Source organism: Dietzia sp. DQ11-38-2, from assembly GCF_014145055.1.
Classification (GTDB): domain Bacteria; phylum Actinomycetota; class Actinomycetes; order Mycobacteriales; family Mycobacteriaceae; genus Dietzia.
In genome coordinates this window covers 1-13220 of sequence record NZ_JAALDW010000014.1, presented here as the reverse complement: position 1 = coordinate 13220, position 13220 = coordinate 1, and the positions used below count along the sequence as shown (strand labels likewise).

The following is a 13220-nucleotide window of genomic DNA, read 5'->3' as shown; positions in this document are numbered from 1 at the left end:
CCCGCCACGAGCACCCCGTTCGCCGAGGAGCGACCGGAGAAGCCCACCGGGCCGGTGACCCCTCCGCCGCCGCCCGAGCCGCGGCCGGAACCGTTGCCGGGCGAACCCGAACCGGAGCCCCGACCGGACGAACCCCCGGCGGCTCAGCCCGCGCCCGTCGCCCCCGGTGGCGGCGACTTCGCCGCTTTGCTGCAGAGGCAGGGCGTGGTGTTGCCCGAGGGCGTCGATCCGGTGGCCACCGCGACGGAGGCATGCGGCCGCTTCGACGGGGGTCAGCAGATGGACGAGGTATCGGGTTGGTTGGGTGAGCACGGGCGACTCGGGCCGGAGCAGCAGGGCTTCTTCCTGGGTGCGGCCGTGGGGACCTACTGCCCCCAGAATTTCCCCAAGCTCGGCTGACGGCCCGGCGTCTCACATCCGGGAGTACCTGGCCCGCGCGATCGAGTAGACACCGTAGAGAGCGATCCCCACCCCGGTCGTGATGAGCAGGATCTGCCCGAACGGCTGCGCGCCGACCGTCCGCAGGGCGGCATCCAGGCCACCCGCCTTCTCTGGGTCCGCCGTCGCGACCGCCGCGATGACCAGGCCGCCGAGGATGACCAGCGCGGCGCCCTTGGCGATGTACCCGAGCTGTCCGGAGACGACGATGGCCCGCCCCACGGTGCCGCCGCCGGTGCGTTCGAGCTCCTCGACGAACTTCTTGGTGACGCCCGTGTAGACGTGATGCGCGCCGACGCCGATGATCACGAGGCCCGCCACGACGAGCGCGACCTTACCCGCTCCGGAGCCCAGCAGTCCGGCGGTGGTGCCGGACGCGGTCTCGGAGTCCGAATCGGATCCTCCCGAGGCGAACCGGGCCGTCGTGACCCCGAGGGCCAGGTAGACCGCGGCCTTGGCTCCCGCTTTGGCCCTGTCCGAGGCCTCCTCGGACCCCAGTATCATCTCGACGACCTGCCACAGGCCCAGGGCGAGGAAGCCGACCGCGCCGGCCCAGAGCAGCGCCTGGCCACCCGGGGCGGACGCGATCTCTGCGAGGGCACCCGAGTGGGACGCCTCCTCGCCGCCCGACCCCGTCGCGATCCGGATCGCGATCCACCCGACGAGCAGGTGGAGGATCCCGTTCATGACGAAACCGGCACGGGCCAGCCACTCGAGTGCGGGATGGTCGACGGCCGAGCGGGCGGCACCCCGCACTGAGCGGGGCGGGCGAGGGGTCTTCATCACAGCACTCTCCCACGAGAGCGGGCCCCCCACGACCTCAGCGGCTCACCACTCGATCTCGCCGAGCACGTCGTTGCGGCGCCGGAGCTCGGCCACCCGCTGTTCGGCCGCGCGGTGTTCCTCCGAGCGTCGCCGCGCCTGCTCGGCGAGAGCGTCCGCCTCGACCTCGGCGAGGAGGAGTTGGAGCCGGTCCTTCTGCTCCCGCAGTGTCTCCACCGAGGTGTCCATGGCGATGAGCTTGCGCGAACCCGCGCTGGCATGGAGGAAGGGGTTGCGTTCGAGGAGCAACCTCGCCTCCTCGGGGTCCAGCACCCGAGACAGTTTGAGCAGGACCGGGTAGCTCTCGCCTTTCGGGTCGGCCCCCGGTTCGTGGTCCGGGTCGAGGGCGGCCGCGACCACCTTGAGTGGCCTGGCCCTCGGGGACGCACTCCGGAAATCCACGTCGTCTGCGTCCACGAGCTCCCGACCCCTTCTCGTCCCCGCCTCACGGCGTTCCACGGTCCTCGGGTCAACGGTAAACGCCCCGGCCACGGGGGCCGGGGCGTTTGAACTATTTCCGACCTGCTGGATCGGACGCGAGAAAAGAATGTGCTTCACATGCCCTGAAGTGCGAAAACGCCGCGGTGGCGTCGACTGTCACGGGCGGGGAACCCCGATGGGGTTGGAGGCGGGGACCGCCCCGCGGTCGATAAGCGCCCGGGCCAGTGAGGTCAGGACGTCGATGGTTCCGCCGGGGGTGTCCGACAGCAGCACCGACGATGCGGCGAGCTGGTCGGTGAGGTCTTCGATCCGGTCGCGCAGCGCGGTGCCTCGAGGGGTGAGCGTCTGCTCGTCCGAGAGGATTCCGCGGTCGAGGAGCGCGCGACGCGCCGACGCCCACTGCGAGTCGGTCCAGCCGCGGTTCTCCTGGATGATGCGTCGGCTCACCTGCCCCGTGGCGATGTGGGTCATGGCCGCCTCCAGGCCCGTGAAGCCGGTGGCGGTGGCGGCGATGACGTGGCCGTCGCCGCGGTGCTCGCGCAGGACCGTGGTGGCCAACCAGAGGCGCTGCAGCACCGACGTCGGTCGCGGGACCGAGTACCAGGCGCTCGCGAGGGCCCGTCCGTCGAAGGACAGGGTGTCGATGACGCGTTCGAGGTCGTCCGTCACGCGGCGCAACTCGTCGCGAGAACCGGCGTCGGCGTGCTCGGCCAGAACCCTCTCAGCGGCATCGAGCCGTGCGTCGATGGCGGCTTCCGGAGTGATCCGGGTCCAGATCTTGGGGACCGCGCGGGCGACCATCGCGGGTGAGAAGCCGTAGAACAGGGAGGTCACGACCTGCGGTGGCGTCGGCCCCAGAGGGGCGGCGCGTCCCGCGAAGTAGCCGTTCCACCACCCTGTCAGCCCGGTTTCGCTCATGGTCGAAGCGAACTGCGGGTGGAAGTAGCAGATCGCGTGGATGGGCTCGTAGGCACGCCACAGTCGTCGTTCGCCGCTGTGGACCCTGTCGGTGGGGGACATGACGCCATGCTGTCCTGATCGCGGGGCATCTGGCCACTGCCACGTCGCACCGGGTGGACTCCCCGGGTGGTCGTGAGGAGCGTGGACCAGTCCAGCCGTGCCGGATTGGATGGCGACGCCGCACGGCCCACGGGGTTCACTCGAGAGCGTCGCGTCGTGAAGAAGGAGCTCGCTGATGACCACAGACGTCCCGCTGGGCCACGCCGAGAGAGCCGGTGACGCCTTCATCGTCCGACGGAGCACCAGACCACCGGGGGACGGGCGACTCTCACGCGCCCTGGGCGATCCGGAGTTCGGCCACCATTTCACCGACCACATGGTCCTCATCGACTACTCCGAGACAGGCGGATGGCGCGACGCGCGCGTGGTGCCGTTCGGTCCGCTGTCGCTGAATCCGGGATCAGCGGTCCTCCACTATGGCCAGGGGGTTTTCGAAGGGCTCAAGGTGTATCGCCACGCCGACGGTCACCTGCGGGCGTTCCGCGCACATGTTCATGCGCGCCGATTCGCGTCGTCGGCAGCTCGCCTCGCGATGCCGGAACTACCGGAGAGCCTGTTCATCGAGTCGATTCGGCAACTGGCGCGAGCCGACGCCGGATGGGTCCCGCACCAGAGGGGCGCGAGCTTGTATGTGCGACCGTTCCTCATCGCCACCGAGGCCTTTCTCGGAGTTCGTCCGTCGCGCGAGGCGACGTACGGAGTGATCGCCTCCCCGGCCGGTCCCTACTTCGCCGACGCGGACAACGGCATCAGGTTGTGGCTGTCCCGTGACTACTCACGGGCTGGACCCAGCGGAACGGGAGAGGCCAAGTGCGGCGGCAACTACGCGGCATCACTGCCCGCGCTGCACCAGGCGCGGGCCAACGGATGCGCTCAGGTTCTCTTCACCGATGCGAGCACCCGGACGTGGGTTGAGGAAGCCGGTAACATGAACATCTTCTTCGTCTTTGCCGATCGGACACTTGTGACGCCTCCTCTGAGCGGAGCGATTCTCGCGGGTGTGACCCGCGACAGTGTCCTGTGCCTCGCGCGGGATATGGGATACCGCGCGATCGAGCGGCCGATCAGCGTAGAGGAATGGCGCGCCGCCGCCGCCAGTGGTGAACTGAGAGAGGTCTTCGCCGTCGGCACCGCCGCGGTCATCACTCCCGTCGCCGGGCTGGTCGGCGAGGATCTGCTGATCGAGACCCCTCCTCCTGGCTCCCGGTCTGTCGCATCACTCATGCGTGCTGAGCTGTCGTCGCTCCACCACGGCGATCGACACGACCGCCACGAGTGGATGTCCGATCTCGGGCGGGCCGACTCATGACGGTGGGCCGTTTCGCGGAACGGGCGTGGAACGATCTCGGTGCGTCCGCAGGGGACCCGGGGGACATCGGGTGCGAGAACCCACCGGTGAGGCTTGATTCCCGGCTCGATGTCGCCGAGCTGGTCACCGACAGCATCGGCATGGCTTCTGCGGCGATCGAACAGGTCGCTGCCATGCGGGGTCGGCGAGAGCCACGTCCGCTGCGTCTTCGGGGCGATCTCATCACCACGTCGGTGACCAGCGAGAGGCACTTCCGACTCGACGACCAGCTCCCGCGGGCGTGGGCACCGTTGTCCGGGTTCTGGCCGGCCCGCGACGGCTGGGTTCGCACACATGCGAACTATCCACACCATGAACAGCGGCTGCGCCTCCTGCTCGGGCTCGATGACGCAGCCGGCGTCGAGACGTTCGCAGCGGCCGTCGCCGAACGCAGTGCTGTCGAACTCGAGGACATCGCGGCCGAGAAGGGCGCGATTGTGGTTGCGGTCCGTGATCGTCAGGCGTGGGCGCGTCATCCGCACGCGGCCGCCGTGGCCGATACGCCGCTGATCCGTCGTGAGACAGTGGGAGCGGCCCGAGCGCGGCGCTGGCCCGGCGGGTGCTCGCTGCCCTTGTCGGGGTTGCGGGTTCTCGACATGACCCGGGTGATCGCCGGGCCCGTGGCCACCCGCGATCTCGCCTATGCAGGTGCCGACGTGCTCCGAGTCGACTCACCGCGTCTTCCCGAGATCGACTGGCAACACCTCGACACGGGCCAGGGCAAACGTTCGACCACCCTCGACCCGGCGTCGCGGGTCGATCGGCGGGTGCTCACCGACCTGCTCGCGACCGCTGAAGTGGTGGTCACCGGTTACCGCCCGGGCGCGTTGGACCGCTATGGGCTGTCTCCCGATCAACTCGCCGAGGACTACCCGGGCCTGGTGATCGGTTCGGTCAGCGCGTGGGGACGCGAGGGGCCGTGGCGTTCCCGGCGCGGGTTTGACAGCATCGTCCAGGCCGCGACCGGCATCGCGATGGTCGAGAGCCCCGATGGGGCACGCCCGGGAGCGTTACCGGCGCAGGCCCTCGACCACAGCGCGGGGCACTTCCTCGCCGCCGCGATTGCCCGAAGTCTTGTCGACCAGGCTTCCGACGGCGCGACAGTGCACGTCTCGGTGTCGCTCTGCCGGCTGGCCCACGAGCTGCTCGAGACCACCGGGAACACCGTCCCCGGGCCACGTGACGCCGGTGCTGCGGAACCGGTGGCGCCGCCGACCACCCAGACCGTGACCTCCGATGCGGGGAGGGTGACCTTCGCTGCGCCCGCGATCAGTGTCCCGGACGCCCCGGGGCGATACCCCGCGGCCGCCGGCCGGTGGGGCGGCGACGCTGCAGCCTGGGCCAGCCGGCCATCCCAGCGGGGTGCTCGGATGGATGGCGGTCGAGCCCGATGACGTCGACACCCCGTCGCCGGCAGGCGACGAGACGACCGCTGGCCCGCTCCCGCATCGGCGCCAGACAACTCGCGACGCTACTGGGTGAGTGGGACTCTGCCGAACCGGTCTACGCGGCCCTCAGTGACCGAATCACATTGCTGCTGAGCGACGGTCGACTCGCCACTCACACGCGGCTGCCCGCCGAGCGTGAACTGGCCGAGGAGCTGGGCCGCAGTCGCACCACGATCGTCGCGGCCTACCGGGCGCTGCGCGAGAGCGGACACCTCATCAGCATGAGAGGGTCGGGAAGTGTCCTGGTCCTTCCGCGGGCGCTCCCCGGCCGGAGCGACCTCGAGGTCGACTTCGCACGATCAGTCCCGGCCCCGGTGGCCGGCCTCGACGAGATCGTCCGCGCGGTGGCCGACCGGGCGCCCACCGTGCTCGAGCACTCGGGGTTCGACCTCGTCGGCCAGCAACGCCTGCGTGAATCGATCGCCGCCCGCTACACCGAGCACGGTGCCCAGACCGGACCCGATCAGATTCTGATCACCCTCGGCGCCCAGAACGCCATCGCTCTGACCGCGAGGACAGTGCTACGGCACGGCGATCGAGTCCTGATCGAGACGCCGACGTACCCGCACGCCTACGAGGCGCTCCGCAACGCCGGCGGGCGGCTCGTCAGTACCCCGGTGACGACGACCGGGTGGGACATCGACCACCTGGTCAGCGCCATCGAGCGAGTGCGTCCCGAACTGATCTACCTCATCCCCGACTTCCACAATCCCACCGGCTCGTCGATGAACGCCGAACAACGCGAGCGGGTCATCGCGAGTGCCCGTCGCAACGGTGCCCTGGTGTTGATCGACGAGACAACGGCCGACCTCGACATCGACCGACCCGACAGCCCGCCGACGTTCCCCTCGCTGACCACCACGCGAGACGCCGACACGCTGGTGAGCGTGGGGTCGCTCAGCAAGACCATCTGGGGTGGCCTGCGAGTCGGCTGGATTCGCGCGGAACCCGCCATGATCAGCCGCCTGATCACCCGGAGGCCTGCGAACGACCTCGGCACACCCGTCATCGAACAGCTCATCGCCACCCGGGTACTGGAATGCTACGACCTGCTCCTGACCCGCCGCGCTGATCAACTGAGAGCTGGCCGGGACCTCCTGGTCTCACTCCTGCGAACCAGTCTCCCCGACTGGCGCATCCCCGACGTGCATGGCGGACTGGCGTTGTGGGTCGAGCTCGGCGCACCCCTCAGCTCAGCGCTGGCATCTGCCTGCCAACCCCGGGGAGTCCGCATCACCGCCGGGCCTCGGTTCGGAATCGATGGCGCGCGCGAGCGATTCATCCGTGTGCCCTTCACCGCGGGGGCCGACCACCTAGAACGCGGAGTCTGCATTCTTCGCGAGGCGTGGGAATCCCTTGACCCTGTGCCCACACCGGGGACGCAGACCCCGCCGCACCCGATGCTCTAGCGCTGACCGAAGGAAGACAGTGGACGCCTCCGAGAACATCCCCGCCGAACTCGCCGACCACGTCGCGGCCAGCTTTTCGCGTCAGGGACTGATGCGCCATCTCGGCGCCCGTATCACCGAGCTGCGCCGCGGATTCTGCCAGCTCCGCGCACCCTTCAGTCCCGACCTCACACAGCAGCACGGTTACTTTCACGCCGGAGTCACCAGCTCGCTCTCCGACACCGCGGGCGGCTATGCGGGCCTGTCGACGTACACACGCGCGGATTCAATCCTGACAGTTGATTTCACAGTGAATCTGCTGGCGCCGGCCGTGGGCGAGTCCCTCATCGCCGAAGCCACGGTGATCAGAAGTGGCCGCACTCTCACGGTGTGCCGACTGGAGGCCTTCACCCTCGAGGCCGGCAGGCGTGTTCATGTCGCGACCGGCCGCCAGACGCTGATCCGTCTCGCTGACACCCCGGATCACCAGGTGTGAACGACGAACGGCGGCTGATGCCGGAAGACGGTGGACACCGTCTCCGCAGCTCAGCCGCCGCTTCGGTGATCAGAGATCGTGGGTGGACACCCTCGGATCAGCAGTCGTAGTAGAGCTCGAACTCGTGGGGGTGCGGGCGGAGGTTGACCGGGGCGATCTCCTTCTCACGCTTGTACGTGATCCAGTTCTCGATGAGGTCCTCGGTGAACACACCGCCCTCGGTGAGGTACTCGTGATCCTGCTCGAGACGGTCGATGACCGCGGGCAGCGAGGTCGGCGCCTGGGGGATGTCGGCGGCCTCCTCCGGCGGGAGCTCGTAGAGATCCTTGTCCACCGGCGCCATCGGCTCGATCTTGTTCTTGACCCCGTCGATACCGGCCATCATCATGGCGGCGAACGCGAAGTACGGGTTGCCGGAGGAGTCGGGGCAGCGGAACTCGATGCGCTTGGCCTTGGGGTTGTTGCCCGTGATCGGGATGCGCACGCAGGCGGACCGGTTGCGCTGCGAGTACACGAGGTTGATCGGCGCCTCGTAACCCGGCACCAGGCGGTGATACGAGTTGATCGTGGGGTTGGTGAACGCCAGCAGCGACGGAGCGTGGTGCAGGATGCCACCGATGTAGTAGCGGGCGATATCGGACAGGCCGGCGTACCCGGACTCGTCGTGGAACAGCGGCTTGCCGTCCTTCCACAGCGACTGGTGGGCGTGCATTCCCGAGCCGTTGTCACCGAAGAGCGGCTTCGGCATGAAGGTGGCGGACTTACCGTTCTTCCACGCGGTGTTCTTGACGATGTACTTGAAGAGCTGGACGTCGTCGGCGGCGCGGAGCAGGGTGTTGAACTTGTAGTTGATCTCCTGCTGCGCACCGGCCACCTCGTGGTGGAAGCGCTCGAGCTCGAAGCCGGCGTTGGTGAGGTTGGTCGACATCTCGTCGCGGAGGTCGACGAAGTGGTCGTACGGGGCGACGGGGAAGTACCCGCCCTTCTCGCGGACCTTGTAACCGAGGTTGGGCGACCCGTCGGCCTCCTGGCCGGAGCCGGTGTTCCAGTTGCCGGCGATGGAGTCGACCTCGTAGAAGCCGTGGTTGGTGCCCGAGCCGTACCGGACCGAGTCGAAGACGAAGAACTCGGCCTCGGCGCCGAAGAAGCAGGTGTCCGCGATACCCGTGGAGACCAGGTACTCCTCGGCCTTGCGGGCGACGTTGCGGGGGTCGCGGCTGTAGGCCTCACGGGTGAACGGATCGTGGACGAAGCAGCTGATGTTGAGCGTCTTGGCCCTACGGAAGGGGTCGAGCCGCGCCGTGGCGACGTCCGGGAGGAGCATCATGTCCGACTCGTGGATCGACTGGAAACCCCGGATCGAGGAGCCGTCGAACGCCAGGCCGTCCTCGAACAGGTCCTCGTCGAACGCCGCAGCGGCGATCGTGAAGTGCTGCTCGTTGCCCGGCAAGTCGGTGAACCGGATGTCGACGTACTCGACGCCCTCGTCCTTGATGAACTTGATGACCTCGTCCGGAGTGGAGAATGCCACGATGTCGCTCCTCGTCTCTCTGTGCGACAGGCAACCGGTGCCGCCCGTCGTGCGGTGACCTCACGATATGGGCGGGGTGTTGCCCGGCCGTCAACCGAATGTTTCGGCGGTGTTACAGCGGCCTGCCGGGTGACGTCCCTCCCACTGGGGCCAGCCTAGTCAACCATGGTGAGGGAATACCGATACTGGGCCCATCCGTGCCCCGGTTACCCTGGGAGCATGCGAGAAATTGCAGGATCATGGCTGTCAGGCCCCACGTCGTCCGGCGCCGAGCCGGAGCAGGCGTACAAGGGTGAGCGTCTCGGGTTGCCCGAGCACGGCGAGGGGTCCCTCGCGCCGCTGGGGGTACGACTCGGTGCGCTCCTGGTCGACTGGTTCCTCGCCTACGGGTTCGTCGGACTGGTGGTCTCACTCGGAGGGGCGGGGCTTCTCGGCGGGGAGACGTTCTCTGCTGTCGCCAGCTGGGCGACCCCGCTGCTCTGGGGGGTGTCCGGAGTGGTGTGCGTCTGGCTCTTCGCGCAGACTCCCGGGCAGGCACTCTTCGGAATCGGAACCGCCCGGATCGACGCCGAGGACCGGGTCGGGCTCATTCGCGCCATTGTCCGCGTCTTCTTCGTGTTCTTCCTGATCCCGCCCCTCGTTCAGGACGAGGACGGTCGCGGTCTGCACGACAGGGCCACGGGCACGGCCCTGATCCGGACGCGGTGATCCGGACGCGGTGAGCCGGACGCGCTGAGCCGGAACCGGGAGCCCGTGCGCCGTCCCCGTGGTCGCCGGGTAACCCCGACCGATCGGCTTCGTGCGGGATCAGCCCCGACGGCGGGCGCTGCGCTGCATGTTGCGGACCTTCGCGCCCTGGGGGAGCGGGCCCTTGGGCATCTGGTTCTGGATTCCGGTCTTGGTCCCGAGCGCCCGCAACCTGGTGTCCAGGGCGTCGACCTTCGCGCGGTTGATGTTCATCGGGTACCTGGTCAGGCGGCGGTTGAGCTTGCGCAGGGGGACCTGCTCGGGGGTCGTCCCCTCCTCGTCACCCACGATCAACTCGTAGATCGGGGTGTCGCCGACGACGCGGGCGACCTTCTTCTTCTCCTGCGTCATGAGCGGCTTGAGCCTGTGCGGCTGCCCCTCGCCCACGAGGACGATCCCACACCGTCCGACCACGCGGTGGACCGCGTCGAAGCTGGTGGTCGCGGCGACGGCCTGGTTGACGCGCCACCCGGATCGGAGCTGGTCCAGTGCCCACGCCGCCGCACCGGGCTGGCCCTCGGCCTTGGCGAACACCGTGTTCTGGACGCGGCGGGAGAAGATGACCATCGCCAGCATCAGACCCGTGAGCACACCCAGTGGAAGCATCCACCACTGGCCACCCCACAGCGAACCCAGGAGGAAGAACGCGACGGCGGACAGTATCAACGCGCCGATCATCAGCGGCCACAGCAGTTTGTCCTGCTTGGACTGGATCTTCAGTGCCTGCCACATCTGGCCGCGCTGTGCCTTGCTCGCCTGCCGCCGGGCAGCCCGGGCCGCCTTCTTGTCCGCCTTGCTGACCTCGCTCTTCGCCATACCGTTCAGGATACGTGGCGGGCACCACCGCCCGGGAACCGCGGTTCACCGCAGGGGGGCCGAGTGAGACGCGCCGGGCGACCGGGGCGGAGACGCGGTAGCCCGTGCGGGACTCAGGCCAGGCTGCGTGCCAGCACGGAGGAGGCCTCCTGAGAGGCGGCGCCGCCGGAGGTCAGGTGCGCGAGATGCTCGGGAACCTCCTGGCCGCGGTGTTCGAGAGCCTGGACGTAGAGGCGACCGGCCCGGTACGAGGACCGCACCAGTGGGCCGGCCATGACCCCGGCGAAACCGATCTCGCGCGCCTGTTCGGACAGCTCCACGAACTCCTCCGGCTTGACCCAGCGGTCGATCGGGTGGTGCAGCGGGCTCGGCCGGAGGTACTGGGTGATGGTGAGGATGTCGCACCCCGCGGAATGCAGGTCGACCATCGCGTCGACGATCTCCTCCGTGGTCTCGCCCATCCCCAGGATGAGGTTGGACTTGGTGACCAGCCCGAAGTCACGGGCGGCGCGGATCACTCCGAGGGACCGGTCGAACCGGAACGCCGGCCTGATGCGCTTGAAGATCCGGGGGACCGTCTCCAGGTTGTGTGCGAGCACCTCGGGCCGCGACTCGAAGACCTCCGCGAGCTGGTCCGGGTCCCCGTTGAAGTCGGGGATCAGGTTCTCCACCCCGGTGTTGGGGTTGAGTTCGTGGATCTTGCGGACCGTCTCCGCGTACAGCCACGCGCCGCCGTCCGGCAGGTCGTCACGGGCGACACCGGTGATGGTGGAGTAGCGCAGACCCATCTCGCGCACCGACTCCGCCACCCGTCGCGGCTCGTCGCGATCCAGGGCGCTCGGCTTACCGGTGTCGATCTGGCAGAAGTCGCAGCGTCTCGTGCACTGTTCGCCGCCGATGAGGAACGTGGCCTCGCGGTCCTCCCAACATTCGTAGATGTTGGGACACCCGGCCTCCTCGCACACCGTGTGCAGACCACCGGTCTTGACGAGGCTCTTGAGTTCCTTGTACTCCGGACCCATGGTGGCCCGGGTCCGGATCCACGACGGCTTCCGCTCGATCGGCGTCTCGGCGTTACGGGCCTCGATGCGGAGCAGCTTGCGGCCTTCGGGAGTCACAGTCACGGCCGCAAGCCTACTCTCGATTCACTGCACGGGCAGTCGTCCGTCGAGCGCCTCCACCACGTCGGAGGTGACCTGGTCGAGGACCTCCGAGACGGGGACGTCCCGTCCGAGTTCGGCCGAGAGGGACGTGACCCCGGCGTCGACGATCCCGCAGGGGACGATCCGCGAGTAGGCGTCGAGATCACAGTCGCAGTTGAGCGCGAAACCGTGCATCGTCACCCCGCGCTGGACACGGATCCCGATGGCGGCGATCTTGCGCTCCGGCCGGCCGTCCCCGGCCGGACACCACACCCCGGACCGGCCGTCCACCCGGTCGACCTCCACCCCCATCCGGGCGCAGGTGGTGATGAGGGCCTGCTCCACCCGGCGTACGTACTCGACCACGTCGATGGGATCCGACAACGCGATGATGGGGTACCCGACCAGTTGCCCGGGCCCGTGCCAGGTGATCCGGCCACCCCGGTCCACATCGACGACGGGGGTCCCGTCGACCGGGCGATCCGCTGGCTCCGTGCGCTTGCCGGCGGTGTACGTGGCCGGGTGCTCCAGGAGCAGGATCGTGTCCCCGCGGGTGCCCTCGGCCCTCTCCTCGGCCAGTGTCCGCTGAAGATCCCAGGTGGGCGTGTACTCGACGGTCCCGAGTCGGCGGATCTCCGGCTCGACCGGATCGCGGCGCAGGGACTGACCGGTGTGCGACATGGCGACCACTCTAGGCGGGACGACCCCGACGACGACGACGGGCGCCCTCCGGGGGAGGGCGCCCGTCGTTCCGTCGTCGAGACCTACAGCGCGAGGTCCCCCTCGAACTCGGCCCTCTGGAGACGGTCCTTGACCGTGGTGAGGAACCGGCCGGCGTCGGCGCCGTCGATGAGGCGGTGATCGTAGGTCAAGGGGAGGTACCCCATCGACCTGATGGCGATCGACTCGCCGTCGTCGTCGACATCCACCACGGGGCGCCGCACGATCGCACCGGTCCCCAGCATCGCCGCCTGCGGCGGCACGAGGATCGGGGTGTCGAACAACGCACCCTCGCTCCCGATGTTGGTGATGGTGAACGTCCCGCCCTGGAGGTCGTCCGGGGTCAGCTTGGAGGCCCGCGCCCGCTCCGCCAGGTCGATGATCGCCTTGGCGAGCCCGGGGATGTCCAGGTCCTGGGCGTCGCGGATGACCGGTGAGAGCAGCCCGGCCTCGGTGTCCACGGCGATACCGAGGTTCACGGACCCGTGGTATGTGATCTCGTTGCTGTCCTCGTCGTACGACGCGTTGACGTTCGGGTGGGAGACCAGCGCCTCGACCACAGCCTTGGCGTAGAACGGCAGGTAGGTGAGCTTGACGCCGTGCGTGTCGGCGAACTGGCTCTTCGTCCGTGCCCTCAGCTGCGCGACGCGGCTCATGTCCACCTCGAAGACCTGGGTGAGCTGCGCGCTGGTCTGGAGCGACTCGCGGGTCTTCTTGGCGGTGATCTTGCGGATCCGGTTGGCCTTCTTGGTGGTCCCGCGCAGCTCCGCGAGTTCGGGCCGGACCCCGGCCGTGGACGGGCCGCCCGCCGGGGCCTTCTTCTCCGCGGGAGCGTCCGCGCCGCCCTCGGCACCCCCCTCGGC

14 protein-coding genes are annotated in these 13220 nt (G+C 68.8%); 6 read left to right on the top strand and 8 right to left on the bottom strand.

Annotation, left to right across the window (positions count from 1 at the left end; all coding sequences use genetic code 11):
* Positions 1 to 399: DUF732 domain-containing protein (locus G6026_RS00635; RefSeq protein ID WP_182611942.1), on the top strand; the 399-nt coding region annotated here is incomplete at its 5' end.
* Between the two features lie 12 nt (positions 400 to 411).
* Here G6026_RS00635 and G6026_RS00630 read toward each other — a convergent pair.
* From G6026_RS00630 to G6026_RS00620, 3 genes are all read right to left on the bottom strand, one after another.
* Positions 412 to 1221 carry a DUF1206 domain-containing protein gene (locus G6026_RS00630; RefSeq protein WP_017835590.1) on the bottom strand — a complete coding sequence of 270 codons (810 nt, stop codon included), beginning with the start codon at positions 1219 to 1221 and terminating at the stop codon, positions 412 to 414.
* A 45-nt stretch (positions 1222 to 1266) separates the two neighbouring features.
* The gene (locus G6026_RS00625) at positions 1267 to 1677 is read right to left on the bottom strand and encodes a hypothetical protein (protein ID WP_107756170.1); all 411 of its coding nucleotides are present in this window, start codon (positions 1675 to 1677) and stop codon (positions 1267 to 1269) included.
* A gap of 180 nt (positions 1678 to 1857) precedes the next feature.
* Positions 1858 to 2721 carry a hypothetical protein gene (locus G6026_RS00620; RefSeq protein WP_182611941.1) on the bottom strand — a complete coding sequence of 288 codons (864 nt, stop codon included), beginning with the start codon at positions 2719 to 2721 and terminating at the stop codon, positions 1858 to 1860.
* Between the two features lie 175 nt (positions 2722 to 2896).
* Between G6026_RS00620 and G6026_RS00615 the strand changes: the two genes are divergently transcribed.
* From G6026_RS00615 to G6026_RS00600, 4 genes are read left to right on the top strand one after another with little or no spacing between them, the layout of a single operon-like run.
* Entirely contained in the window at positions 2897 to 4030 is a 1134-nt protein-coding gene (locus tag G6026_RS00615; RefSeq protein ID WP_241725853.1) for a branched-chain amino acid aminotransferase, read from the top strand.
* On the top strand, positions 4027 to 5463 hold the full coding sequence (locus G6026_RS00610) for a CoA transferase (RefSeq protein WP_194307535.1): 1437 nt from the start codon (positions 4027 to 4029) through the stop codon (positions 5461 to 5463). Before G6026_RS00615 ends, G6026_RS00610 begins: the two co-directional genes overlap by 4 nt.
* Positions 5460 to 6926: a PLP-dependent aminotransferase family protein gene (locus G6026_RS00605; protein WP_241725852.1), complete on the top strand. Its 1467-nt coding sequence runs from the start codon at positions 5460 to 5462 to the stop codon at positions 6924 to 6926. The genes G6026_RS00610 and G6026_RS00605 overlap by 4 nt, the downstream gene beginning before the upstream one ends.
* 19 nt (positions 6927 to 6945) lie before the next feature.
* Entirely contained in the window at positions 6946 to 7401 is a 456-nt protein-coding gene (locus G6026_RS00600; RefSeq protein WP_095719133.1) for a PaaI family thioesterase, read from the top strand.
* A gap of 97 nt (positions 7402 to 7498) precedes the next feature.
* On the opposite strand, the gene glnA is transcribed toward G6026_RS00600, so the two are convergent.
* Entirely contained in the window at positions 7499 to 8932 is a 1434-nt protein-coding gene (glnA, locus tag G6026_RS00595; protein ID WP_182611939.1) for a type I glutamate--ammonia ligase, read from the bottom strand.
* Between the two features lie 219 nt (positions 8933 to 9151).
* On the opposite strand from glnA, the gene G6026_RS00590 reads away from it, so the two are divergent.
* A complete protein-coding gene (locus G6026_RS00590; RefSeq protein WP_182611938.1) occupies positions 9152 to 9640 on the top strand; it encodes an RDD family protein in 489 nt (162 codons plus the stop codon).
* A gap of 99 nt (positions 9641 to 9739) precedes the next feature.
* Here G6026_RS00590 and G6026_RS00585 read toward each other — a convergent pair whose 3' ends face one another.
* From G6026_RS00585 to sucB, 4 genes are all read right to left on the bottom strand, one after another.
* Positions 9740 to 10495: a DUF4191 domain-containing protein gene (locus G6026_RS00585; RefSeq protein ID WP_107756174.1), complete on the bottom strand. Its 756-nt coding sequence runs from the start codon at positions 10493 to 10495 to the stop codon at positions 9740 to 9742.
* Positions 10496 to 10608: 113 nt separating this feature from the next.
* Positions 10609 to 11619, bottom strand: coding sequence for a lipoyl synthase (gene lipA, locus G6026_RS00580; RefSeq protein WP_107756175.1), 1011 nt, complete (start codon positions 11617 to 11619; stop codon positions 10609 to 10611).
* A 21-nt stretch (positions 11620 to 11640) separates the two neighbouring features.
* Positions 11641 to 12318 carry a lipoyl(octanoyl) transferase LipB gene (gene lipB / locus G6026_RS00575; RefSeq protein WP_107756176.1) on the bottom strand — a complete coding sequence of 226 codons (678 nt, stop codon included), beginning with the start codon at positions 12316 to 12318 and terminating at the stop codon, positions 11641 to 11643.
* 83 nt (positions 12319 to 12401) lie between these two features.
* The coding region (gene sucB / locus G6026_RS00570) for a 2-oxoglutarate dehydrogenase, E2 component, dihydrolipoamide succinyltransferase (RefSeq protein WP_182611937.1) at positions 12402 to 13220 on the bottom strand (819 nt) is incomplete at its 5' end.

Excerpts from the sequence above, each read along its gene's own strand:
- G6026_RS00630 (WP_017835590.1), bottom strand. The coding sequence starts at position 1,221 with ATGAAGACCCCTCGCCCGCCCCGCTCAGTGCGGGGTGCCGCCCGCTCG.
- G6026_RS00615 (WP_241725853.1), top strand. The coding sequence starts at position 2,897 with ATGACCACAGACGTCCCGCTGGGCCACGCCGAGAGAGCCGGTGACGCC.
- G6026_RS00620 (WP_182611941.1), bottom strand. The coding sequence starts at position 2,721 with ATGTCCCCCACCGACAGGGTCCACAGCGGCGAACGACGACTGTGGCGT.
- G6026_RS00585 (WP_107756174.1), bottom strand. The coding sequence starts at position 10,495 with ATGGCGAAGAGCGAGGTCAGCAAGGCGGACAAGAAGGCGGCCCGGGCT.
- G6026_RS00605 (WP_241725852.1), top strand. The coding sequence starts at position 5,460 with ATGACGTCGACACCCCGTCGCCGGCAGGCGACGAGACGACCGCTGGCC.
- lipB (WP_107756176.1), bottom strand. The coding sequence starts at position 12,318 with ATGTCGCACACCGGTCAGTCCCTGCGCCGCGATCCGGTCGAGCCGGAG.
- G6026_RS00610 (WP_194307535.1), top strand. The coding sequence starts at position 4,027 with ATGACGGTGGGCCGTTTCGCGGAACGGGCGTGGAACGATCTCGGTGCG.
- G6026_RS00590 (WP_182611938.1), top strand. The coding sequence starts at position 9,152 with ATGCGAGAAATTGCAGGATCATGGCTGTCAGGCCCCACGTCGTCCGGC.